General features: G+C 61.0%; 23 protein-coding genes. 15 read left to right on the top strand and 8 right to left on the bottom strand.

The genetic code is table 11. The features are described from left to right. The first annotated feature begins 104 nt into the window (after nt 1-104). From H043_RS0125030 to H043_RS0125020, 3 genes are read left to right on the top strand one after another with little or no spacing between them, the layout of a single operon-like run. Nucleotides 105-680, top strand: a complete 576-nt coding sequence (locus H043_RS0125030; protein WP_027614152.1) for a YfiR family protein — start codon at nt 105-107, stop codon at nt 678-680. Beyond that, on the top strand, nt 677-1,945 hold the full coding sequence (locus H043_RS0125025) for a diguanylate cyclase (RefSeq protein ID WP_027614151.1): 1,269 nt from the start codon (nt 677-679) through the stop codon (nt 1,943-1,945). Before H043_RS0125030 ends, H043_RS0125025 begins: the two co-directional genes overlap by 4 nt. A gap of 43 nt (nt 1,946-1,988) precedes the next feature. Next, complete coding sequence (locus H043_RS0125020) at nt 1,989-2,444, top strand: OmpA family protein (RefSeq protein WP_171061906.1); 456 nt, start codon at nt 1,989-1,991, stop codon at nt 2,442-2,444. Here H043_RS0125020 and H043_RS0125015 read toward each other — a convergent pair. Then, the gene (locus tag H043_RS0125015) at nt 2,441-3,388 is read right to left on the bottom strand and encodes a LysR family transcriptional regulator (protein WP_007962101.1); all 948 of its coding nucleotides are present in this window, start codon (nt 3,386-3,388) and stop codon (nt 2,441-2,443) included. The two genes, H043_RS0125020 and H043_RS0125015, sit on opposite strands and share 4 nt — an antisense overlap. A gap of 150 nt (nt 3,389-3,538) precedes the next feature. Between H043_RS0125015 and H043_RS0125010 the strand changes: the two genes are divergently transcribed. Together H043_RS0125010 and mmsB are read left to right on the top strand one after the other, a co-directional pair. Further along, nucleotides 3,539-5,065, top strand: a complete 1,527-nt coding sequence (locus tag H043_RS0125010; protein ID WP_027614149.1) for a CoA-acylating methylmalonate-semialdehyde dehydrogenase — start codon at nt 3,539-3,541, stop codon at nt 5,063-5,065. Between the two features lie 9 nt (nt 5,066-5,074). Continuing rightward, nucleotides 5,075-5,962: a 3-hydroxyisobutyrate dehydrogenase gene (mmsB, locus tag H043_RS0125005; protein WP_007962098.1), complete on the top strand. Its 888-nt coding sequence runs from the start codon at nt 5,075-5,077 to the stop codon at nt 5,960-5,962. A gap of 246 nt (nt 5,963-6,208) precedes the next feature. On the opposite strand, the gene H043_RS0125000 is transcribed toward mmsB, so the two are convergent. From H043_RS0125000 to H043_RS0124985, 4 genes are all read right to left on the bottom strand, one after another. Beyond that, complete coding sequence (locus H043_RS0125000; RefSeq protein WP_003221437.1) at nt 6,209-6,559, bottom strand: cupin domain-containing protein; 351 nt, start codon at nt 6,557-6,559, stop codon at nt 6,209-6,211. A 113-nt stretch (nt 6,560-6,672) separates the two neighbouring features. After that, nucleotides 6,673-7,044, bottom strand: coding sequence for a MerR family transcriptional regulator (locus tag H043_RS0124995; RefSeq protein WP_027614148.1), 372 nt, complete (start codon nt 7,042-7,044; stop codon nt 6,673-6,675). A 47-nt stretch (nt 7,045-7,091) separates the two neighbouring features. Further along, nucleotides 7,092-7,667 carry an NAD(P)H-dependent oxidoreductase gene (locus H043_RS0124990; RefSeq protein ID WP_027614147.1) on the bottom strand — a complete coding sequence of 192 codons (576 nt, stop codon included), beginning with the start codon at nt 7,665-7,667 and terminating at the stop codon, nt 7,092-7,094. A 44-nt stretch (nt 7,668-7,711) separates the two neighbouring features. Then, a complete protein-coding gene (locus H043_RS0124985) occupies nt 7,712-8,593 on the bottom strand; it encodes a LysR substrate-binding domain-containing protein (RefSeq protein ID WP_027614146.1) in 882 nt (293 codons plus the stop codon). Nucleotides 8,594-8,807: 214 nt separating this feature from the next. On the opposite strand from H043_RS0124985, the gene H043_RS0124980 reads away from it, so the two are divergent. Continuing rightward, nucleotides 8,808-9,572 carry a sulfite exporter TauE/SafE family protein gene (locus H043_RS0124980; RefSeq protein ID WP_027614145.1) on the top strand — a complete coding sequence of 255 codons (765 nt, stop codon included), beginning with the start codon at nt 8,808-8,810 and terminating at the stop codon, nt 9,570-9,572. Here the strand turns inward: H043_RS0124980 and H043_RS0124975 are convergent. Then, a complete protein-coding gene (locus tag H043_RS0124975; RefSeq protein WP_027614144.1) occupies nt 9,562-9,876 on the bottom strand; it encodes a putative quinol monooxygenase in 315 nt (104 codons plus the stop codon). The genes H043_RS0124980 and H043_RS0124975 overlap by 11 nt on opposite strands. 182 nt (nt 9,877-10,058) lie before the next feature. Here H043_RS0124975 and H043_RS0124970 point away from each other — a divergent pair, with 182 nt between their 5' ends. The 9 genes from H043_RS0124970 to H043_RS0124930 all read left to right on the top strand — a co-directional run bounded on the left by H043_RS0124970 (nt 10,059) and on the right by H043_RS0124930 (nt 19,570). Next, entirely contained in the window at nt 10,059-10,649 is a 591-nt protein-coding gene (locus tag H043_RS0124970) for an NAD(P)H-dependent oxidoreductase (RefSeq protein ID WP_027614143.1), read from the top strand. A gap of 207 nt (nt 10,650-10,856) precedes the next feature. After that, nucleotides 10,857-11,768, top strand: coding sequence for a LysR family transcriptional regulator (locus H043_RS0124965; protein WP_027614142.1), 912 nt, complete (start codon nt 10,857-10,859; stop codon nt 11,766-11,768). 103 nt (nt 11,769-11,871) lie between these two features. Beyond that, nucleotides 11,872-12,765: an NAD-dependent epimerase/dehydratase family protein gene (locus tag H043_RS0124960; RefSeq protein ID WP_027614141.1), complete on the top strand. Its 894-nt coding sequence runs from the start codon at nt 11,872-11,874 to the stop codon at nt 12,763-12,765. A 563-nt stretch (nt 12,766-13,328) separates the two neighbouring features. Continuing rightward, nucleotides 13,329-15,050 (top strand): carbamoyltransferase C-terminal domain-containing protein, encoded by a 1,722-nt coding sequence (locus H043_RS0124955; RefSeq protein ID WP_027614140.1) that lies wholly within the window; start codon nt 13,329-13,331, stop codon nt 15,048-15,050. Nucleotides 15,051-15,112: 62 nt separating this feature from the next. Then, complete coding sequence (locus H043_RS0124950) at nt 15,113-16,288, top strand: MFS transporter (protein WP_027614139.1); 1,176 nt, start codon at nt 15,113-15,115, stop codon at nt 16,286-16,288. 1 nt (nt 16,289) lies between these two features. Then, on the top strand, nt 16,290-16,964 hold the full coding sequence (locus tag H043_RS0124945) for an HAD family phosphatase (RefSeq protein WP_027614138.1): 675 nt from the start codon (nt 16,290-16,292) through the stop codon (nt 16,962-16,964). Beyond that, on the top strand, nt 16,961-17,599 hold the full coding sequence (locus H043_RS0124940) for a YdcF family protein (RefSeq protein WP_027614137.1): 639 nt from the start codon (nt 16,961-16,963) through the stop codon (nt 17,597-17,599). The genes H043_RS0124945 and H043_RS0124940 overlap by 4 nt, the downstream gene beginning before the upstream one ends. A gap of 25 nt (nt 17,600-17,624) precedes the next feature. Continuing rightward, a complete protein-coding gene (locus tag H043_RS0124935; RefSeq protein WP_027614136.1) occupies nt 17,625-19,082 on the top strand; it encodes an amidohydrolase family protein in 1,458 nt (485 codons plus the stop codon). Between the two features lie 119 nt (nt 19,083-19,201). Next, entirely contained in the window at nt 19,202-19,570 is a 369-nt protein-coding gene (locus tag H043_RS0124930) for a glyoxalase superfamily protein (RefSeq protein ID WP_027614135.1), read from the top strand. A gap of 61 nt (nt 19,571-19,631) precedes the next feature. Here the strand turns inward: H043_RS0124930 and H043_RS0124925 are convergent, their stop codons facing one another. Together H043_RS0124925 and H043_RS0124920 are read right to left on the bottom strand one after the other, a co-directional pair. Then, a complete protein-coding gene (locus H043_RS0124925) occupies nt 19,632-19,997 on the bottom strand; it encodes a hypothetical protein (protein ID WP_027614134.1) in 366 nt (121 codons plus the stop codon). A 520-nt stretch (nt 19,998-20,517) separates the two neighbouring features. Then, nucleotides 20,518-21,534 carry an AraC family transcriptional regulator gene (locus H043_RS0124920; RefSeq protein WP_027614133.1) on the bottom strand — a complete coding sequence of 339 codons (1,017 nt, stop codon included), beginning with the start codon at nt 21,532-21,534 and terminating at the stop codon, nt 20,518-20,520. Between the last annotated feature and the right edge of the window lie 211 nt (nt 21,535-21,745).

The raw sequence follows: 21,745 nt of genomic DNA, 5'->3' as shown, positions 1-21,745 counted from the left end.
GTGCCGATTATTGACCATCTGGTCAGCAGCTGCTGTCTCGCTGGTGTTACTGCGCTGTGCTATCGTTGCGGCATCATTTCGGTACGATCCAAGAGAATCCCTGCATGAAGGTGGCTGTCTGGGCGACAGAGCGCGTGGTTCGCTGCAAGCACGCATTGCTTGTCGGTCTGCTCTGTTTGCTGACCGGCGCCGCCATGGCGCAGGCACAGACGCCGGTGGGCATGGCCGAGCAGCGCGCCCAGTCGGTGACGCAGGTTGTGCTGGGCATCCTCAGTTACGCGCGCTGGCCGGTGGAACCCGCACAATTGCGCCTGTGCATCGTCGGCCCCACCGAATACACCGATGACCTGGTCAAAGGCACTACGCAAGCCACCGGTCGTCCGGTCGCTGTGCGCCGACTGCTGGCCGACAACCCGGCGATCGTCAGCGAATGCGATGCGGTGTACATCGGCAAACTCACCGCAGATGAACGCAGTCGGCTGTTCACCTCATTGATCGGCCATCCGGTGCTGAGCATCAGCGAAGGTGGCGATCAGTGCACGGTCGGCAGCCTGTTCTGCCTGCGGGTCGGCGATCAGCAGGTTTCCTTCGAGGTCAATCTCGACTCCGTCGCCCGCAGCGGTGTACGCATCCACCCGAGCGTACTGCAGTTGTCGCGCCGCAAACCGGCGGCACCATGAAGCTGTTTCGTTCCAGGAGCCGCCCGACACTGGGCTCGGTCATCGGCCGCGGCCATTTGATTGTCGCGCTGGTGGCCGTGACGATGGCCAGCGTGTCGCTGACCCTGCTGGGCGTTCTCGCGCTGCGGGTGTACGCCGATCACAACCTGCATCTGATTGCACGTTCGATCAGCTACACCGTGGAAGCGGCGGTGGTGTTCAACGATAAGGACGCCGCCACCGAAGCGCTGGCCTTGATCGCGTCCACCGAAGAGGTGGCGGATGCCCAGGTGTTCGACACACAGGGGCAGTTGCTGGCGCGTTGGCAGCGGCCCGAAAACGGTCTGTTTTCCCAACTGGAAATGCAGGCTGCCCGGACCATTCTGGAAAAGCCGATCAGCCTGCCGATCGTGCATCAGGATCGTGAAATCGGACGCATCCTGCTGGTCGGTCACGGCGGTAGCCTGATGCGCTTTTTGCTCAGCGGTCTGGCGGGGATCATTCTTTGCACCGCGATCAGTGCCTGGGTCGCGCTGTATCTGGCGCGCCGACAGCTGCGCAGCATTACCGGCCCGCTTCGCAGCCTCGCGGCGGTGGCCCACGCTGCCCGCAGCGAGCGAGCACTGGATCGCCGGGTACCACCGGCGCAGATCGCCGAGCTCGACAACCTCGGCAACGACTTCAATGCCCTGCTCGATGAACTCGAATCCTGGCAGACCCATCTGCAAAGCGAGAACGAAACCCTCGCCCATCAGGCCAGCCACGACAGCCTCACCGGTTTGCCCAACCGGGCGTTTTTCGAGGGGCGATTGATTCGCGCCTTGCGCAACGCCGGCAAGCTCAATGAGCGGGTGGCGGTGCTGTTTCTCGACAGCGACCGCTTCAAAGGCATCAATGACAACTTCGGTCACGCCGCTGGCGACGCGGTGCTGGTGGCGGTCGCCAATCGGATCCGCGCGCAACTGCGTGAAGAGGATCTGGTGGCGCGGCTCGGCGGCGACGAGTTCGCCGTACTGCTCGCGCCGCTGCACAAGATCGAGGACGCCGAGCGCATTGCTGACAAGATTCTCGCCAGCATGGACATGCCCATCGCGCTGCCGGGGGATACCAGTGTGGTGACGTCGCTCAGTATCGGCATTGCCGTTTTCCCTGATCATGGTGTCACGCCAGGTGCCTTGCTCAACGCCGCCGACGCCGCGATGTATCAGGCCAAGCGCCTGTCGCGTGGCGCTCAATTCACTGCCGGGTCGGAGAGCCCGGTCGTCAATCTGCAAACCAGGAGCTGATTCCGTGTTCACATTTCCCGCTCGACTGTTTTCCGCCTTGCTGATGATCGCCGTACTGGCGCTGACCGGGTGCCAGACCGCACCGCAGAAAGGCCTGACCCCGGCGCAGATCGCCGTCCTCAAACAACAAGGCTTCGAAGCGACCGACGAGGGCTGGGAGTTTGGCCTGTCCGGCAAAGTACTGTTTGGCAGCGATATCGAAAGCCTGAACAACCAGAGCACCGAAATCGTCGAACGCATCGGCAAGGCACTGCTCGGCGTCGGTATCGAGCGGGTGCGGGTCGACGGTCATACCGATGCCTCGGGCAAGGAAACCTACAACCAGCAACTGTCGCTGCGTCGGGCCAAAAGCGTGGCCAAAGTGCTGACCACCGTCGGTATGAAGGAAGAGAACATTCAGCTGCGCGGACTGGGCAGCAGCGAGCCGGTGGCGTCCAATGACACTGCCGCCGGACGCACCGAGAATCGCCGGGTGTCGATTGTGGTCAGCGCCGATTAATCGGCAAACCGCATCTCGCGGGTCTGCCCCATCAGCAGACCCTGATTACGCTCGGTCACCTCACGGATGTAATCCCACAATAGGGTGATCCGCTTCAATTTCCTGAGATCCTCCCGGCAGTACATCCAGAACTGCCGGGTGATGTCGATTTCTTCGGGCAGCACCGGCAGCAGGCGCGGATCCTGCGCCGCGAGGAAGCACGGCAGAATCGCCAGTGAACGCCCTTGCTGCGCCGCGACGAACTGCGCGATCACGCTGGTGCTGCGCAGGTTTGCGCTGGCGCCGGGCAGCACGTTCGCCAGGTACAGCAGCTCCGAGCTGAACGCCAGGTCATCCACATAACTGATGAATTGATGCTTGCCCAAGTCCGCAGGGCGGCGGATCGGTGGGTGCTGGTCGAGGTAGTCCTGGGTTGCGTACAGCTGCAAGCGGTAGTCGCAGAGTTTGCAGCACACGTACGGGCCGTGCTCCGGGCGTTCCAAAGCGATGACGATATCGGCCTCGCGCTTGGACAGGCTGATGAAGTGCGGCAGCGGCAGGATGTCCACCGAGATCGCTGGGTAGGCGTCGACGAAGTGGCTCAGCTGCGGGGTGATGAAAAAACTGCCGAAACCTTCGGTGCAGCCCATGCGTACATGCCCGGAAAGTGCCACACCAGAGCCCGAGACCTGCTCGCAAGCCATGTGCAACGTGCTTTCAATCGACTCGGCATAGCCCAGCAAACGCTGGCCTTCAGTGGTCAGGACAAAACCGCTGGTGCGCGATTTTTCGAACAGCAATGTACCCAGCGCCGCTTCCAGCGAACTGATGCGTCGCGACACGGTGGTGTAGTCCACCGCCAGGCGTTTGGCCGCGGTGCTGGCCTTGCGGGTGCGGGCGACTTCGAGGAAAAACTTCAGGTCGTCCCAGTTCAGCGACCCCAGGGAGGTGATGTTTTTTTGCATGATGGACGGGCTTATATGTGCGTTCTTATTAGAAGTTTGCACATCTATACTCCAAAAACAGTCCGACAACCAATTCGTGACACACGCCTCATCTCAAGGCGAACCCTTTCGCCTTGGCTCCTACGATAAAAACAAGTTTCGGAGACCAGCATGAACGCATCGCTTACGCCCAACGAAACCACGGTCCAGAAGGTCAAGCTGCTGATCGATGGCGAGTGGGTCGAATCGCAGACCACCGAATGGCACGACATCGTCAACCCGGCGACCCAGCAAGTGCTGGCCAAGGTTCCGTTCGCCACCGCCGCTGAAGTCGATGCCGCCATCAGTGCCGCGCACCGCGCGTTCCAGACCTGGAAACTGACCCCGATCGGCGCGCGGATGCGCATCATGCTCAAGCTGCAGGCACTGATCCGCGAACACTCCAAACGCATCGCCGTGGTGCTGAGCGCCGAGCAGGGCAAGACGATTGCCGACGCCGAGGGCGATATTTTCCGTGGCCTGGAAGTGGTCGAACACGCCTGTTCCATCGGCACCCTGCAAATGGGCGAGTTCGCCGAAAACGTGGCCGGCGGCGTCGATACCTACACCCTGCGCCAGCCGATCGGCGTGTGCGCCGGCATCACCCCTTTCAACTTCCCGGCGATGATTCCGCTGTGGATGTTCCCGATGGCCATCGCTTGCGGCAACACCTTCGTCTTGAAACCTTCGGAACAGGATCCGCTGTCGACCATGCTGCTGGTGGAGCTGGCGATTGAGGCGGGCGTTCCGGCCGGTGTGCTCAACGTGGTTCATGGCGGTAAAGACGTCGTCGATGGTCTGTGCACCCACAAGGACATCAAAGCGGTGTCGTTCGTCGGTTCGACCGCGGTCGGTACGCATGTCTACGACCTGGCTGGCAAGCACGGCAAACGCGTGCAATCGATGATGGGTGCGAAGAACCACGCCGTGGTGCTGCCGGACGCCAATCGCGAGCAAGCGCTGAATGCCTTGGTCGGCGCCGGTTTCGGTGCGGCAGGGCAACGCTGCATGGCCACCTCCGTGGTGGTGCTGGTCGGTGCGGCGAAACAGTGGCTGCCGGACCTGAAAGCGCTGGCGCAGAAGCTCAAGGTCAACGCTGGCAGCGAGGCGGGCACCGATGTGGGTCCGGTGATCTCGAAGAAAGCCAAGGCGCGGATTCTCGAGCTGATTGAAAGCGGCATCAAGGAAGGCGCCAAACTGGAACTCGACGGTCGCGACATCAAGGTGCCGGGCTACGAGCAAGGCAACTTCGTCGGCCCGACCCTGTTCTCGGGCGTGACCACCGACATGCAGATCTACACCCAGGAAATCTTCGGCCCGGTGCTGGTGGTGCTGGAAGTCGACACCCTCGATCAGGCCATCGCGCTGGTCAACGCCAACCCGTTCGGCAACGGCACGGGCCTGTTCACCCAGAGCGGTGCGGCGGCGCGCAAATTCCAGACGGAAATCGACGTCGGTCAGGTCGGTATCAACATCCCGATTCCAGTGCCGGTGCCGTTCTTCAGCTTCACCGGTTCGCGCGGATCGAAACTCGGCGACCTCGGCCCGTACGGCAAGCAAGTGGTGCAGTTCTACACCCAGACCAAAACGGTCACGGCGCGCTGGTTCGATGACGACAGCGTCAACGACGGCGTGAACACCACCATCAACCTGCGCTGAGGAATCGCCATGAAAATCGCATTTATCGGTCTGGGCAACATGGGCGCGCCGATGGCGCGCAACCTGATCAAGGCCGGCCATTCACTGAATCTGGTCGACCTGAACAAGACGGTGCTGGCGGAGCTTGAGCAACTGGGCGGCACTATCCGCGCCTCGGCCCGTGAGGCCGCCGAAGACGCCGAGCTGGTGATCACCATGCTCCCGGCGGCGGTGCATGTGCGCAGCGTCTGGCTCGGTGAGGACGGTGTGCTGGCCGGTATCGGCAAAGGCGTGCCGGCGGTGGATTGCAGCACCATAGATCCGCAAACCGCCCGCGATGTGGCCGCCGCTGCTGCCAAACAAGGCGTGGCCATGGCTGATGCACCGGTCTCCGGCGGCACTGGCGGCGCGACCGCCGGCACGCTGACCTTCATGGTCGGCGCCACTCCGGAACTGTTCGCCACCCTGCAACCGGTGCTGGCGCAGATGGGCCGCAACATCGTGCATTGCGGCGAAGTCGGCACCGGGCAGATCGCCAAGATCTGCAACAACCTGCTGCTGGCGATCTCGATGGTCGGCGTCAGCGAAGCAATGGCGCTGGGCGATGCACTGGGGATCGACACCTCGGTGCTGGCCGGAATCATCAACAGCTCGACCGGGCGTTGCTGGAGTTCGGAAATGTACAACCCGTGGCCGGGCATCGTCGAAACGGCGCCGGCCTCGCGCGGTTACACCGGTGGTTTCGGTGCCGAGCTGATGCTCAAGGATCTGGGGCTGGCCACCGAAGCGGCGCGTCAAGCGCATCAACCGGTGGTGCTCGGCGCGGTGGCGCAGCAGTTGTATCAGGCGATGAGCCAGCGCGGGGAGGGGGGCAAGGACTTCTCGGCGATTATCAACAGTTATCGCAAGCCACAGTAACTTGGACATCAATACTTTTTGTGGCAACGGAGACTTTCTGGTGAGGGGATTTATCCCCGATCGACTGTGTAGCAGTCGCAACCACTGAGCCTGCGTTTCAACTGACACAATGCGGGGGGCGCTTTGCGCCCATCGGGGATAAATCCCCTCGCCACAAATCTCACAGGCGCCACAACCATGGCGTCAGCCAGAATGCAGTAGGTGTTGCCGGGAAATCACGTCGGGTGGTTTCCCGGCTTTTTTGCATCAGGCGAAGACGAAATATTTGCGTACGGTCTCCACCACTTCCCAGGTGCCTTTCATCCCCGGTTCAACCACGAAGATGTCGCCGGCACGCAGGTGAATCGGCGCCATGCCGTCCGGGGTGATGATGCAGTAGCCTTCCTGGAAATGGCAGTACTCCCACTTCACATAATCGACCCGCCACTTGCCCGGGGTGCAGATCCAGGTGCCCATGATCTTGCTGCCGTCTTCGCTGGTGTAAGCGTTGAGGTTGACGGTGTGCGGGTCACCTTCGAGTTTTTCCCATTTGCAGGCATCGAGTACCGGCAGCGGGTGGGTGTCGCGCAGAACGGTGATGGGGGCGGTCGCGGTCATGAGAACTCCGGGCAGTGGGCGGATGGCAAAGAAACCAACTCGCACCCTATAGCGCCCGGTTGCCGCTCAGTTGTCTGTGCTCGACATCGAGCTGCTCAGAAACGCGCAAACCGTCAAAGGTTTTCCAGCGGGCATTCGACCCGCGCCCGTTCAAGGTCGATTTCGAAACCTTCCAGTTGCGCGTATTGCCGCGTCAGCTCAGCGATGCTGCTGTTGATCTCGCGTTTTTTTGCCTCGATAGCCTGTTGGGCCAGATCCCATGGCATGGCCTCGCCATGATGCGCGGCAAAAATCGTCTGCAATTCCCGGAGCCTGAAGCCCATCTCTTTTGCGCATTTGATGAAGATCAGCAGTCCGATGCTTTGTTGGTCGTAGAGGCGATATTTACCTTGGCGCCGGGGCGCGGGCAGCAGACCGATCGACTCGTAGTGGCGAATGCTTTTGATGGTGGTGCCGGCACGTTGCGCGGCTTGGCCGATGTACATAAAAGTCCTTTTTCAATGTGAAACCGTGCGGCGCATTATCGGCAGACTTAGCGGCGGGCGATAGCGTGCGCCTGTTGCAGCCAGCGCTGGCGCTGCCGGTCGCTGGACTCAAGCAGCGGGCCGAAGGTCAGCGTGCGCAGGGGGGTGATACCACAGAACTGCAGGGTGGTCTTGCGCACCTGATGCAGTCCCGGCATCCGGTAGATCCAGCGGTAATACCAGAGTGGCGTGTCCATCGTCACCAGCAAATGCGCGGTGCGCCCCTTGAGCAACTGATCGGGAAAGGGTTTGCCTTTTCGGTATTTGAAGGCGAATCCCGGCAGCAACACCCGATCAAAAAAACCTTTGAGCAGCGCTGGAATGCCGCCCCACCAGATCGGGTAGACCAGCGTCAGATGTTCGGCCCAAAGGATGTCGGATTGCGCGCGGCTCAAGTCTTCTTCCAGCGCTTGAACCTGTTGATACCCCTGGCGCAACACCGGGTCAAAAGCCATCTCTCCCAGGCGTAGCTGACGCACCTGGTGTCCGGCATCGAGCGCTGATTGTGCGTAGCGCTCGGCGAGTGCGGCGCAGAAACTCGTCGCGCCGGGATGGCCGAGAATCAGCAGAATGCGTTTGCCCATGGTCATGCTCCTTGCCGTTGAACGCCAAGGATGAAGTCTGCCCCTCAGGGGAGAGTCAAGGCTTGCAGCAAGGCTTTGGCATAACCGGGCAGGGCGCTGAAGTCCCGGGCGCAGAGCATCAGCGTGCGGCGGGCCCATGGCTCATTGAGGGCGATGCTGTTGAATGAACGCGGCGTCGCGCGTTCAATCGCCGCCAGCGGCACGATGGCGAGGCCGGCGCCTCGGGCGACCATGCGCAGCACCCCTTCGAAACCGTCGGCGCGGATCCGCACCTGCATGCGCGAGCCGCTGTGCAGCGCCTGTTCTTCGAGGTAGATCGCCAGCGCGCTGTCGGTGCTCAGACCGACGAAATCGTAGTGCAAAGCGGCGCTGAAACTGACCTCGGCGGCGTCGGCCAGTGGATGTCCGTGCGGCGCGATCAGTCGCAACGGGTCGTCGCGAAACGGCTGGGTCTGCAGATCGGTGGTGTCCACCGCATCGGAGACGATGCCAATATCGGCTGCGCCCTGGCGCAAGGCGTGGATGATGCGGGCGCTGGGCAGTTCCTGCAGATCGATGTCGAGGTTGGGATGCTCGCGCAAAAAGTCCGCGAGCACTTCCGGCAGGTATTCGGTGATCGCCGTGGTGTTGCACAACAGTCGCACCTGTCCTTTGACGCCCTGCGCGTAGTCGGCCAGATCCTGCTGCATGCGTTCGGCCTGTTGCAGGAGGATGCGCGCGTGGTGGGCCAGTGCCTTGCCAGCGGGCGTCGGGCTCACGCCACGGCGGCCGCGCTGCAGGAACTCGGTGCCCAGCGAGGCTTCCATGGCGCGGATGCGGGCGCTGGCGGCGGCGAGCGAAAGATGGCTGCGGGCGGCGCCGGCGGTGATGTTGCCGGTGTCGAGAATGTGCAGGTAGAGGCGCAGGTCGGTGAGGTCGAAGTGCATGGGGCCGCCTGTGGTTTTTGTGGTGTCTGGGCGGGCCTCTTCGCGAGCAAGCCCGCTCCCACAGTGGATCAGTGGTGAATCCAAAACTGTGGGAGCGGGCTTGCTCGCGAAGGGGCCATCAGCCGCAACGCAATTAACAGCCTCTTGTACCGGCAGAGGCAGCCTCAGTATATGGCAGATTTTCAACGCACCCGCCAAAGCGCACAGTAGCGCCATGAACGCATTTGCAGACTTCTATCAAAACCTCGGCTTGGCTCTGTCCCTGCTGGTCATCGCCACTTTCATCATGGCCGGGCTGGTCAAAGGCGTAATCGGCCTCGGTCTGCCCACCGTCGCCATGGGCCTGCTCGGTCTGGCTATGGCGCCGTCACAGGCAGCCGCGTTGCTGATCATTCCGGCGACGCTGACCAATGTCTGGCAATTGGCGTTCGGCGGGCATCTGAAAGGGCTGCTCAAACGCCTGTGGCCGCTGTTGCTGATGATCTTCCTCGGCACCGCCGTCGGCACGTTGTCGATCGGCATGGCAGGCGGGCATTGGGTGGTGCGTGGGCTGGGCGCGGCGTTGCTGCTGTATGCATTGAGCGGGTTGTTGCTGCCAACGCTGCAGGTCAAGCCTCGGCATGAACCGTGGCTGGGTCCGCTGTGCGGGCTGATCACCGGGGTTATCACTTCGGCCACCGGTGTGTTCGTGATTCCGGCGGTGCCGTACCTGCAGGCGCTGGGTTTGAGTCGCGATGAGCTGGTGCAGGCGCTGGGCCTGTCGTTCACCGTGTCGACTCTGGCGCTGGCCGGCGGCCTGTTCTGGCGCGGCGCACTGGGCAGTGGCGAATTGAGTGCGTCGCTGCTGGTGCTGATCCCGGCGATGCTGGGCATGGGGTTCGGCCAATGGCTGCGTCAGCGCATCAGCGCCGTGCTGTTCAAGCGGGTGTTCTTTATCGGACTGGGCGCACTCGGCGCCCATTTGCTGATCAGCGGCTAGCCGACGAGGCGCTGAGCATGTCGATCCGACGGATATCGAAATCACGCTCCAGATACGTCATGCGGTTGTCGAAAAACTCGCGCATGTGCGGCAGATTCGAATGCACGTCGAGGTGCGCCTGGCTTTCCCAGATCTCGTAAAAGATGAACAGCGTCGGGTCTTCCTTGTCGCGCAGCATGTGGTACTCGATGCAGCCTGGCTCGGCGCGGCTCGGCTCGACATAGGCGCGAAACAGCGCTTCGAAGGCCTCGGCTTTTTCCGGGCGGGTCTTGGCATGCAGGATGAAACCGTGGCGTTCACTCATCAAAACAACTCCTCAAATGCAGATGGCCGGGAATGCTATTGCAACAATCGGCATTCGATTCGTGCTTTTTGATCAAATGTATTTTGCGCCGACGCGGCTTATTCCGCGCGAGATGGATGGTTAACCTGCCGCCATTCGTTTTCCCATCTTTCTCCAGCCCAATGGCTGCGCGAGGCGTTCCGATGAAAAAAGTGTTGTTGCTCAATGGTGGCAAGAAATTCGCCCACTCCGACGGTCGTTACAACGCCACCCTGCACGAAACCGCGCTGAGCGTGTTGGATCGTGGCGGTCTGGATGTCAAAACCACGTTCATCGACGAGGGTTACGACGTCGCTGAAGAAGTGGCCAAATTCCTCTGGGCCGATGTGATCATTTATCAGATGCCGGGCTGGTGGATGGGCGCGCCGTGGACGGTGAAAAAGTACCTCGACGAAGTCTTCACCGAAGGCCACGGCAGCCTCTATGCCAGCGATGGTCGGACCCGTTCCGATGCGTCGCAGAAGTACGGCAGCGGCGGTCTGATTCAGGGCAAGCAGTACATGCTGTCGCTGACCTGGAACGCGCCGCAGCAGGCGTTTGACGACCCGAGCGATTTCTTTGAAGCCAAAGGTGTGGATGCGGTGTATTTCCCGTTCCACAAGGCCAACGAGTTCTTGGGCATGAGCGGGTTGCCGACGTTCCTGTGTGTGGACGTGATGAAGCGCCCGAACATCGAGAATGATGTGGCGCGGTATGAGCAGCATCTCAAGCAGGTATTTGGCCTCAAGGCTTGAGGTGATTTCATGTGGTTACGGTTGTAACTGTGGTGAGGGTTGTAAATGTGGTGAGGGGATTCATCCCCGATGGGTCGCGCAGCGGCCCCCTGATCTTGATCTCGAAAAGCGGGGCCTGCTGCGCAGTCCATCGGGGATAAATCCCCTCGCCACAGGGGTGTTCTCTCTCCACAATGGATTTGTGCAGTTGATCAATAAGGGACACCCGTGAAAGCCAGATCCGATGAGTTGCAGATTTTCGTCTGCGTGATCGAATGCGGTTCGATTTCCGCCGCTGCCGAGCAGGTCGGCCAGACCCCTTCGGCGGTCAGCCGCACACTGTCGCGGCTGGAAGCCAAGCTCGACACCACGCTGATCAACCGCACCACGCGGCGCATGGACCTGACCGAGGAGGGCAAGTATTTCTTCGAGCAGGCCAAGCTGATTCTCGATCAGATGGACGCCCTCGAAGAGCGACTGTCCTCACGCCAGCAAACCCCGTCCGGGCGCCTGCGAATCAACGCCGCGTCGCCCTTCATGCTGCACGCCATCGTGCCGTATATCGACGAATTCCGTGGTCTGTACCCGGACATCCAGCTCGAACTCAACAGCAATGACCTGATCATTGACCTGCTGGAACAAAGCACCGACGTCGCCATCCGTATCGGCACTCTTGCCGACTCGACGTTGCATGCGCGCTCACTGGGTTGCAGCCCGCTGCTGATCGTCGCCAGCCCGGCGTATCTGGAAAAGCACGGCGCGCCGCAGCAGGTCGCCGACTTGAGCGAACACACCCTGCTCGGCTTCACCCACAACGAAGGCCTCAATCAGTGGCCGCTGCGTTACGTGCACGGTGACCGTTGGCCGATCACCCCGGCGATCAGCGCTTCCAGCGGCGAGACCGTGCGCCATCTGGCGCTGGAAGGCCAGGGCATTGCCTGCCTGTCGCACTTCATGACCATCGACGACATCCGCGCCGGGCGCCTCAAGGTTTTGCTGGCGGAGTTCAACAGCGGTTATCGCCAGCCGATCAACGCGGTGTACTACCGGAACTCGCAACTGGCGCTGCGCATCCAGTGCTTCCTCGATTTCATCCAGAGCAAACTCGCGGCGTACGCCAGCGCCGATTTCAAGGGTTGATTCGTGATCCCTGCGCAACAGTGATTTGGGCGAGGGCGGGTTTTTCCATCGGAGTGGCCGGTCGATACTCGCTGCATCACTTATTCACGCAGGGAGTTTCTCCATGAACGTATTCATCACCGGCGCTGCCGGGTTTATCGGCGGCTCGATCGCTACCGGTCTGGTTCAGGCCGGGCACCGTGTCACGGGCCTGGTGCGCAGCGCCGAACAGGCCGATGAGCTGAAAGCTTTGGGCATCACCCCGGTGATCGGCACCCTCGAAGACAGCACATTGCTGGCTGAACAGGCCCGCGCCGCCGATGCGGTGATCAACGCCGCCAGCAGTGACCATCGCGGCGCGGTCGAAGCGTTGCTCGATGCCCTGCGCGGTTCGAACAAAGTGTTCCTGCACACCAGCGGTTCGAGCATCGTCGGCGATGCTTCGGGCGGCAAGTCCAGCGATGTCATCTACTACGAAGACAACCTGCCGGAACCCACCGTCGACAAGGCTGCCCGTGTGGCCATCGACAACCTGATCCTCGCCGCCGCGAAGGACGGCGTGAACTCGGCGGTGATCTGCAACACCCTGATCTATGGCCACAGCCTGGGCGTCAATCGCGACAGCGTGCAGTTGCCGCGCCTGCTCAAACAAGCACGCAAAAGTGGGGTGGTGCGCCATGTCGGCACTGGCCAGAACATCTGGTCCAACGTGCACATCGAAGACGTCGTCGCCCTGTACCTGCTGGCGCTGACCAAAAACGTACCGGGCACTTTCTACTTCGTCGAAAGCGGCGAAGCCTCGTTCATCGACATGACCACTGCCATGGCCGAAGCGCTGAATCTCGGCGAGCCACAAGACTGGCCGCTGCAAGATGCCGAAGCGGAGTGGGGTTACGAAATGGCCAACTACGGCCTTGGCTCGAACAGCCGCGTACGCGGCAAACACGCTCGTGAACTGCTGGGCTGGGCGCCAAAGCGTACGTCGGTGGTGGAGTGGATTCGTAACGAAATGGTGTGAGTTCACGCTGCACCGCGTGAAGCCATTCGCGAGCAAGCCCGCTCCCACAGGTTAACCGCATTCTGGCTGACGGAATGCGATCAACCGGTGGGAGCGGGCTTGCTCGCGAAAGCGGTGGAACAAAAACAGAAAAGTTGAATGGCACGCCGTCATCGTCCGTTTTTTTGTCCCGGTAAACCCCCGCAAATACGCCGCATGCCAGTGGAATTTAATTTTTAGCGGGTGCTTCGCCGGGTGCTCGGGAAATTACCGGCTAGGCTGCTACCGCGATGAAACGAGGACGGCTGCGATGGATGTCGCCCTCCACGTATTGCAGGCATGAGGCCCGTGCAGCACGGCACCGCCCATGGAGTTTTTTGGCAAAAGGAATTTGCGATGGCGAGACACATTGATGCCTTCTCGTAAAGGCGTATCCCCCCGGCGGACCTACATGAATCCGCGATCTCCCGATGAGAAATGGTCGGCCATGACGGCCGGCATCTGTCATTGACTCTGGTTATTGCATTGCACGCTACGCGCGTGGGCGAAGCCGTCACCTCAATTGGCGAAAACAAGGAATAGTTATGATCATTTTGGGTATTACAAACAATGATTTGGCGGGTGCTTGCCTGGTACGTGATGGTCAGATTCTTTCAGCGGTCAGTGAAGAGCGCTTCACCCGCATCAAGGATCATAAAATCTGGCCGGCCAAGTCCATCGAGTTTGTGTTGAGCCAGGCCGGCGTGTCGCTGGAAGACGTCGATCATGTCGCCTATGGATGGAACGCCGGTTTCAGTGCCGACAAACATCTGGCGTTGTACTTCGATCGCATCGTCGAGGAAGTCCGGAGCAACCCCCAGGGCCTTGCGCAGTTCCGTCAGCGTGTGACCGATGAAATCAACAACGACAAGGCCAAGCGCGGCGAATTCGACCAGTTCATTGTCGACAACGGTCTGCAAGGCAAGGCGTACTACATTGATCACCACGAGTGCCATGCGCTCGGTGCCTATGTCTGCTCGCCATTCGAGGACGCGTTGACCCTGACGTGCGACGGACGCGGCGACTTTCAGTCGCTGACCGTCACCTGGTACAGCCCGTCAGAAACCACGGTGCTGCAACGCGAAACCAGTGTCGACAGCCTCGGTTATTTCTACGGCCGGATCACCCACCTGCTCGGTTACAAACCCAACCGCCACGAAGGCAAGGTCACCGGTCTGGCCGCATTCGGCGATCCGCAGAAACTGCTGGGCGTAATGCAGCAGATGATCCGTTTCGAAGACGGCCGCATCAAGGCGCGCTGCGGCGATATGTTCCTGCCGTCCTACAACACCTACAGCGAGCCGCTGGAAACCCTGTTTGCCCGGGAAACCCCCGAGGACATCGCCGCCGCTGTACAGCGTCACAGCGAAGACCTGCTGGTGGCCACCGTCAGCCATCATCTGGCCCAGCGCGGCAGTGCCAACCTGTGCCTGGCCGGCGGCGTGTTTGGCAACGTCAAACTCAACCAGCGTCTGCGTGAGATCCCGGGCGTCAAAGACGTCTACGTGCTGCCGTGCATGGGCGATGGCGGCCTGGCACTGGCTGCTGCGGTCGGTACCGCGTACCTGGAAAACGGCACCCGCTTCAAGAATCCGTCAATGATGCTTGGCCCGGAATCGCGCAGCGTTTCGCAGAACATCAACCTGATCAATCGCGACTACCCTGAACTCGGTTATCACACGCCGTCGAACATCATCGAGGTGTTGACCGAGGCCCTGACGGAAAATCAGGTGCTGGGCATGTTCAAGGGCAAGATGGAGTTCGGCCCGCGTTCGCTGTGCAACCGCAGCATCGTCTATCACGCGCAGGATGCCGAGGTGAACGACTGGCTCAACAAGCGCATGCACCGCACCGAGTTCATGCCGTTCGGCCCGGTCACCGCCATTGAGCAAGCACCGGCCTGCTACGTCGGTTGGGACGAGGAGCAAGTGGCCGCCGATACCATGACCATGACCTACGACTGCCATCCGCAATTTCGCGAGGCGAGTCCGGCCGTGGTGCACATCGACGGCACCGCGCGCCCGCAGATCATTCGCCCGCAGAGCGACCCGTTCATGCATCGCCTGCTGACGGCCTGGCACCAGAAAACCGGTCAGGCAGCCTTGATCAACACCTCGTTCAACCGCCATGAAGAGCCGATCGTGTGCTCTTCCCAGGACGCACTGGATGCGCTGAAAGAAGGCATGGTCGATCTGGTGGTCATGAGTGAATCGCTGATCGTCTGGCGCAAGGGCAAAAACAGCTTCACCCAGCAACGCTTCGAATAATGGATGGTATTCAGGGCTCCTGGGGAGCCCTGCTTCTGGAGTGTCAGGCGTATGGTTGACGAATGTATTTAATCTTTTTCGGGTTCTTTGCGGCGGAAGGGATCATCTATCCGTTCTGGCCGACCTGGCTGGATTCCCTGGGCTTCAGTGCCAGTGAAATCGGCTTGCTGATCGCCGCGGCGTATTGGCCGCAGGTGGTGACCGGGGTGCTGATCACCTATGTGGCCGACTGGCGCGTGGATCAGTTGCGGCTCGCCGCTGTGCTGAGCGTTACCGCCGCGTTATGTACGTTGCTGTTCTACTTCATCCCGGCGCACTTATGGATGTTCGTGTGCCTGAGTGTGCTGTTTGGAGGGGTATGGATGGTGGTGTTGCCGCTGTCCGAGTCCTATCTGCTCAAGCGCGACAAACTGGCCCTGCAGAATTACGGTTGGGTGCGGGCGGTAGGCTCATCGGCCTTTATCCTGACCTCGACCCTCGGTGGTTTTCTGTTTGCGCAGTACAGCCAGTCGTGGGTGCCGCTGGTGATCGCATCGAGCATGTTGATCACCGCTGTGGCGTGTCTGCGTCTAAAGCGCCAGGTGTCGCGGGCGCATCTGGCGCCGTCCGGTCCGACGCGCAAACGGCCTGACTGGAAAGCTCTGTTGGCGCACAAAAGCCTGCTGATTGCGATTGCTGCCGCCAGCTTCATTCAACTGAGTCACACCCTGTACTTTTCCACGGCTTCGATTGGTTGGGGGGTGAAGGGTTTTTCTTCCTCGGCAATCGGCATGTTCTGGGCGGTGGCCGTGATTGCGGAAATCACCTGGTTCGCGCTGTCCAACAAAGTCCTGGCGTTTTGCGCGCCGTTGTCGTTGGTGATGTTTTCCAGCGTGTGTGCGGCGCTGCGCTGGGCGCTGTTTGCCAACAGCGATGCGGTGTCGATGATCATTCTGGGCCAGTGCCTGCACGCGCTGAGCTTTGCCGCCTACCACGCGGCGATCATGCGCTTTATTCGCGACCAGGCACCGCAGGATATTCAGGTCTTTACTCAAGGGGTCTATTACTCCCTGGCGGTGGCCTTGCCCATGGGCCTGGCCACACCTTTCGCCGGCTACCTGTACCAGACCCGGCCGCAGTGGTCCTACTACGTGATGGCGCTGTTCGCGTTGGTCGGAACGGTGCTGGCGTTCATTGCTCATCAGAAAATGCGAAGTTCAACTCATGGCTCAACAAACGTTTACAGCCGTCTGCTTTGATATGGACGGCGTGCTCATTCAGTCGCGCGAGGTGATTGAACACGCCTGGACCACCGTGGCGCGCGAGTACGGGCTCAGCGTCGATCAGGCGTTCATTGACGAGCACATCCACGGCCGCCCCGGTGGTTACACCCTCAAGACCTTGTTTGCCGAGTTCGACGAAGCACAGCGGGTGGCGATCAAGCGTGAAGTCGACGCCATCGAGCAGGTGACGAACTGTGCGCTGGTGCCGGGCGTCGCGGCGTTGATCGCCCGACTCCGCGAGCACGCCGTGCCCTTGGCGCTGGTCACCAGCAGTTGGCGGGCGCGGGTCGGGCACGTTCTGCAGCAACACGACCTGACGTCGGCGTTCGACAGCATCATCTGCCGCGACGACGTACGCAGCGGCAAACCGGCCCCCGATCCCTATCGCCTGGCGGCGGCACAACTGGGTCGGCAAAGTGATGAATGCCTGGTGTTCGAAGACTCTGTCAGCGGCGTGCAGTCGGCGGTCAGCAGCGGCGCACTGTGCATCGGCATTGGCGACGACCCGACGCTGACCGCGCATGGTGCTGCAGGCGTGTATGCCGATTTCACTCGGCTTGCGCTCAGGCTGGACGGCAGGGGCGCCCACGGTTATGCCGATGGAGCGCTGTTCATCAACGCGCACCCGAGCCAGAGGTTTGCCCGGTCATGACATTGACGTTGCAGCACGCCAGCGTGCTCTGGAAATTCCTCGGTGCGGGGCGCCAACACAGCGCTTGTGAATTGATTGTGGTCTGCGGCTCCTACGACCTGCGGGTCTGCGATTACGCTTGCCAACTATTGAAAGACGGCGTGGCCCCCCACCTGTTGTTCACCGGCAATACCGGCAACTGGACCAGGCATTTGTGGGAACGCTCCGAAGCCGATATTTTTGCCCAACGCGCCTTGGCGCAAGGGGTGACGGCGCAGCAGTTCACCCTGGAAACCCGCGCGACCAACTTTGCCGAAAACATCGCGTTTGCCCGAGCGATGTTTCCCGACGTGCGTCGTGCGACGTTTCTGACCAAACCCAATTCGATCCGGCGCGTGGCGTTGACCCTGCCCGTGCAGTGGCCCGGACTGGAAGCCTTTGTGGATGCGCCGTCGTTCGATTTTCCTGATGACGTCAGCAACCTGATCGGGGTGCTGGGCCTGATCGACGAAATGGTCGGCGATGTGCACCGCATCATGGTTTACCCTGCGTTGGGTTTTCAGGTCGAACAGGCGATCCCCGAAGAGGTTCAGGTAGCCTGGCGGTATCTGGTGGAGCAAGGCTTCGATCACCATTTGATCAAGGGCAGGAGTTGACGCTGACTCCCGCCGGGAGACAGACATGCAGTACGACACGCTGATCCGCAACGCCACCGTCATCGATGGCAGCAACACCCCCGGCTACCGCGCTGATGTGGCGATTCTCAACGGGCGCATCGAACGCATCGGCGACTTGCGCGACGCCAGTGCGACCGAAGAAATCGACGCCGCCGGCCGCGTGCTCGCCCCGGGTTTCATCGACGTGCACACCCACGATGACACCGTGGTCATCCGCCAGCCCGAAATGCTGCCCAAGCTCAGCCAGGGCGTGACCACGGTGATTGTCGGCAACTGTGGGATCAGCGCCTCGCCGGTCAGTCTCAAAGGCAATCCGCCGGACCCGATGAACCTGCTCGGCAGCTCTGCCGCATTCGTTTACCCACGCTTCAGCGATTACCGCGCCGCCGTCGAAGCGGCGAACACCACGCTGAACGTCGCCGCACTGGTCGGCCACACCGCACTGCGCAGCAATCACCTCGACGACCTGTTGCGCACCGCCACGCCTGACGAAATCGCCGCGATGCGCGAGCAGTTGCGTGAAAGCCTTGAAGCCGGCGCGCTCGGTTTATCCACAGGCCTGGCCTACGCCAGCGCCTTTAACGCCTCCACCGACGAAGTGAAGCAACTGACCGAAGAACTGACCGCATTTGGCGCGGTGTACACCACCCACCTGCGCAGTGAGTTCGAGCCGGTGCTGGAGGCGATGGAGGAAGCGTTCAGCATCGGCCGTCACTCACAATCCCCGGTGATCATTTCCCACCTCAAATGCGCCGGTGTCGGCAACTGGGGGCGTAGTCCGCAGTTGCTCGCATCGCTGGAAGCAGCGGCGAAAACCCAGCACGTAGGATGCGATTGCTATCCCTACGCGGCGAGTTCTTCGACGCTGGATCTGAAGCAAGTCACCGACGCCCACCGCATCACCATCACCTGGTCGACGCCGCACCCCGAAGTCAGCGGTCGCGACCTGATCGACATCGCCGCCGAATGGAACGTGCCACTGCTCGAAGCCGCCAAGCGCCTGCAACCGGCGGGCGCGGTGTACTACGGCATGGACGAGGCCGATGTACGAAAAATCCTCGCGCATCCACTGTCGATGGTCGGGTCTGACGGACTGCCGGAAGACCCATTCCCGCATCCACGCCTGTGGGGCGCTTTCCCACGAGTGCTCGGCCATTTCAGTCGCGATCTCGGGTTGTTTCCGCTGCACACGGCGGTACACAAGATGACCGGCCTGTCGGCGGTGCGGTTTGGCTTGAAAGAGCGCGGCGAGATTCGCGAGGGGCACTGGGCGGATCTGGTGCTGTTCGATCCGGCGACGGTGCGCGATGTGGCAGATTTCGCTGATCCGCAGCGGGCGGCGCAGGGGATTGATGGGGTGTGGGTCAATGGTGTGTTGAGTTATCGCGACGGGCAGGCGAATGGTCGCCGGGAAGGGCGGTTTCTGGCGCGGGACGGGGATTTGCGCAACAACTTTCGCTGACGTTTCGCGGAGTGCGTCACAGTGGTGGCACATTGCAATTAAAGAAAGCCACCGCCAAGCCGAATTGCTGACATCCAGCCCGTCTACACTTTTGGGCCAAACAAGTCAGGGAGCACCCCATGAGCTTCGGCAAAACCACCCCGATCCTGCGGATCTTCGATGAAGCCGAGGCGTTGGAGTTTTACGTCGACTTCCTCGGTTTCAAGATCGACTGGCAGCATCGTTTCGAAGCGAACTTCCCGCTGTATCTGCAGGTGTCCCGTGGCGAGTGCGTGCTGCACCTGTCCGAGCATCATGGCGATGCGACGCCTGGCTCGGCGTTGCGCATCGAGACCGATGAGCTGGAGGCGTTTCAGCAGCAACTGATGGCCAAGGAATATAAATTCTCGCACCCACAGATTCAGGCGATGCCGTGGGGCAGTCAGGACATGACCATTGCCGATCCGTTTGGTAATCGACTGGTGTTCACCAACGCGATCAGTGTCTGATTCGAGACAGGCAAAAAAGCCCGCTGCCATACCATCAAGGTCTGGCCGCGGGCTTTTTCGTTTATTCGGTCGGCACTAACTTGTCCAGCACCCGGTTGACGGCGATCTCCGCCACCATCACTACTTGCGCGATGCCTTGCAGAGTCTTGCGGTGCGAGCCTTCCAGTAGCCCGGCGAAGTCGTTGAGCATCACGGTGGCCGAGCCGAGGGATTCGCAGGCGTCGGCCAGCAACGGTTCGGTGCCGCTGGCCGGATTGGCCATGTAGAGACGATTGGGCTGGTACGGGGTGGCCATGATCGCGGGCCTCGGTGGGCCGAGGTAGTGGTCGAGGGCGCGCTCGGCGGCTTCGTGGAATTTCCTTGATTCGGGGGATTCATAGGGGGAGGCCGCGTCGGTGGGCGGCGGGTTGGGCGTAACTTTGAACATGATTTTGGGTCCTGAAGTAGGAGCCATCACCGCTTCTCTACTAATAAGAAGAGGTGGCAGCTGTGCGCAGGTTAGTAGACCGGGGACCCAGGGAACCGGCGCGCTCGAAAGCGCCCTGCGCACAGCCACCATAGAGCGCAGACGGAAAATGCCTGACTGTTTGATGTGCAATGCACCCTGGAAGAACCTCGGGCTACTAAACCCGATCACTGGAAATCAGTGACGGACTCAAGTTACCGACGGCCTCCGGGGCGCACAAGCCGGCGGATTCTGGCGTAGCCGTAGGCAGTGGCGCAAGGATTTGTAGGCAGTAGGGCGTAACACTGAGTGTCTTTAAACACGGGGGTTGCAGTGGGTTTATTGGGTTGCTGAAATTGAGGAATTGTCTGTCGGGTTTTTGGTGTGGCCACTGGCGCCTTCGCTGGCAAGCCAGCTCCCACAGGGTTATGTGCGAGCCGCAGATTTTGTGTACGACCCGGTCACTGTGGGAGCTGGCTTGCCAGCGATGAGGCCAGAATAATCACCCGCGATGCATCTGCCGAAACTCCCCCGGCGGCATCCCGCGCCTGCTCTTGAACGTGCGATGAAACGACCGTGGTTCGGTAAACCCCAGATACTGCGCAATGTCCTGAATCGGCAAGGTGCTGTTGAGCAAATAATGCTCGGCCAGCTCCTGACGCAAGTCATCAAGAATCTGCTGATACGACGTCCCCGCCTGATGCAACTGGCGCTGCAACGTGCGCACCGACACCGCGAGCTGCTCGGCCACCTGTTCCTTGCGCGGCAAGCCTTCCTTGAGCAACTGGCGCAGGATGCTTTTGACCCGTTGTTCCAGCGATGCATCCTCCAGCGTCGCCATCAAACCCATCGCGTGTTCTTCCAGCGTACGCAGCAATTGCGCATCGGCCTGGCGCAGCGGTAATTGCAGATACGCCAACGGCACGATCAGCGCTGAATAGGCCTGCTCGAACAGCACCGGGCAATCGAAAAACGCTTCGTACTGCGCCTGGGTAGCATCTGGCGGGCACGGATGTTCCAGCCACACGGCGGCGGGCGACATCTGCGTGTCGGCGATCCAGCGTGCATATTGCAGCCAGGAGCCGAGGACGTTTTCCACCAGATGCCGACGAATCCGCGGACGCTCGTAGCGGCAAGTCCAGATCAGGTGTACATGACCGTCCTGCACCTCGGCGCGGCTGACGCCCATGTCGCCCACCAGTTTTTCGAACGGCATGATCCGGCTCATGGCATCGCCCAGGGTCGCACAGTTCATGGTGATGTAACCGAGCACGCTCCAGGAATTGGGCAGGACGAAATTGGCCGCGTTGAGACCAAACAGCGGATCGCCCGAGTGCTCGCAGAAATAATCGAGCAGGCGTTCATGGGTTTCGCCCGGCAGGCGCAGGCTGTTGTCGCTCAGTTGCTGCGCCTGCAATCCGGCTGCCGCCAACGCCGGCTCGATGGCCATGCCCAGTTGCTCGGCATGGCGCACGTATTTGAGCAGCGGCGGAACCGAGGTGAAGCCGAGCGATTGCATGATCCGAATCCCTTGATCAAGGCCTGCGTGAGCGAATGAATGCCTGAAAGGTAATTTGAAACCCCGACTAAAGTAAATGGCTGGCACTTGCGCGACGTTTGACTCAATTGGCTACTCGAACTGGCCGGATGCGACCGTGACACTTTGCGGCCGCTGACTAGTATGGAGGCCTGCCACATCACTGATCAGACTGCATAAGAAGGACACACGC

It is taken from the genome of Pseudomonas sp. URIL14HWK12:I6 (genome assembly GCF_000514195.1).
Classification (GTDB): domain Bacteria; phylum Pseudomonadota; class Gammaproteobacteria; order Pseudomonadales; family Pseudomonadaceae; genus Aquipseudomonas; species Aquipseudomonas putida_A.
Note: the sequence above shows the minus strand (reverse complement) of the source record. Positions and strands in the feature narration are given on the sequence as shown.

Bases quoted from the DNA above. Each gene is read 5' to 3' on its own strand.
- H043_RS0125030 (WP_027614152.1), top strand. From the start codon at position 105: ATGAAGGTGGCTGTCTGGGCGACAGAGCGCGTGGTTCGCTGCAAGCAC.
- H043_RS0125025 (WP_027614151.1), top strand. From the start codon at position 677: ATGAAGCTGTTTCGTTCCAGGAGCCGCCCGACACTGGGCTCGGTCATC.
- H043_RS0125020 (WP_171061906.1), top strand. From the start codon at position 1,989: ATGATCGCCGTACTGGCGCTGACCGGGTGCCAGACCGCACCGCAGAAA.
- H043_RS0125015 (WP_007962101.1), bottom strand. From the start codon at position 3,388: ATGCAAAAAAACATCACCTCCCTGGGGTCGCTGAACTGGGACGACCTG.
- H043_RS0125010 (WP_027614149.1), top strand. From the start codon at position 3,539: ATGAACGCATCGCTTACGCCCAACGAAACCACGGTCCAGAAGGTCAAG.
- mmsB (WP_007962098.1), top strand. From the start codon at position 5,075: ATGAAAATCGCATTTATCGGTCTGGGCAACATGGGCGCGCCGATGGCG.
- H043_RS0125000 (WP_003221437.1), bottom strand. From the start codon at position 6,559: ATGACCGCGACCGCCCCCATCACCGTTCTGCGCGACACCCACCCGCTG.
- H043_RS0124995 (WP_027614148.1), bottom strand. From the start codon at position 7,044: ATGTACATCGGCCAAGCCGCGCAACGTGCCGGCACCACCATCAAAAGC.
- H043_RS0124990 (WP_027614147.1), bottom strand. From the start codon at position 7,667: ATGGGCAAACGCATTCTGCTGATTCTCGGCCATCCCGGCGCGACGAGT.
- H043_RS0124985 (WP_027614146.1), bottom strand. From the start codon at position 8,593: ATGCACTTCGACCTCACCGACCTGCGCCTCTACCTGCACATTCTCGAC.
- H043_RS0124980 (WP_027614145.1), top strand. From the start codon at position 8,808: ATGAACGCATTTGCAGACTTCTATCAAAACCTCGGCTTGGCTCTGTCC.
- H043_RS0124975 (WP_027614144.1), bottom strand. From the start codon at position 9,876: ATGAGTGAACGCCACGGTTTCATCCTGCATGCCAAGACCCGCCCGGAA.
- H043_RS0124970 (WP_027614143.1), top strand. From the start codon at position 10,059: ATGAAAAAAGTGTTGTTGCTCAATGGTGGCAAGAAATTCGCCCACTCC.
- H043_RS0124960 (WP_027614141.1), top strand. From the start codon at position 11,872: ATGAACGTATTCATCACCGGCGCTGCCGGGTTTATCGGCGGCTCGATC.
- H043_RS0124955 (WP_027614140.1), top strand. From the start codon at position 13,329: ATGATCATTTTGGGTATTACAAACAATGATTTGGCGGGTGCTTGCCTG.
- H043_RS0124950 (WP_027614139.1), top strand. From the start codon at position 15,113: ATGTATTTAATCTTTTTCGGGTTCTTTGCGGCGGAAGGGATCATCTAT.
- H043_RS0124945 (WP_027614138.1), top strand. From the start codon at position 16,290: ATGGACGGCGTGCTCATTCAGTCGCGCGAGGTGATTGAACACGCCTGG.
- H043_RS0124940 (WP_027614137.1), top strand. From the start codon at position 16,961: ATGACATTGACGTTGCAGCACGCCAGCGTGCTCTGGAAATTCCTCGGT.
- H043_RS0124935 (WP_027614136.1), top strand. From the start codon at position 17,625: ATGCAGTACGACACGCTGATCCGCAACGCCACCGTCATCGATGGCAGC.
- H043_RS0124930 (WP_027614135.1), top strand. From the start codon at position 19,202: ATGAGCTTCGGCAAAACCACCCCGATCCTGCGGATCTTCGATGAAGCC.
- H043_RS0124925 (WP_027614134.1), bottom strand. From the start codon at position 19,997: ATGTTCAAAGTTACGCCCAACCCGCCGCCCACCGACGCGGCCTCCCCC.
- H043_RS0124920 (WP_027614133.1), bottom strand. From the start codon at position 21,534: ATGCAATCGCTCGGCTTCACCTCGGTTCCGCCGCTGCTCAAATACGTG.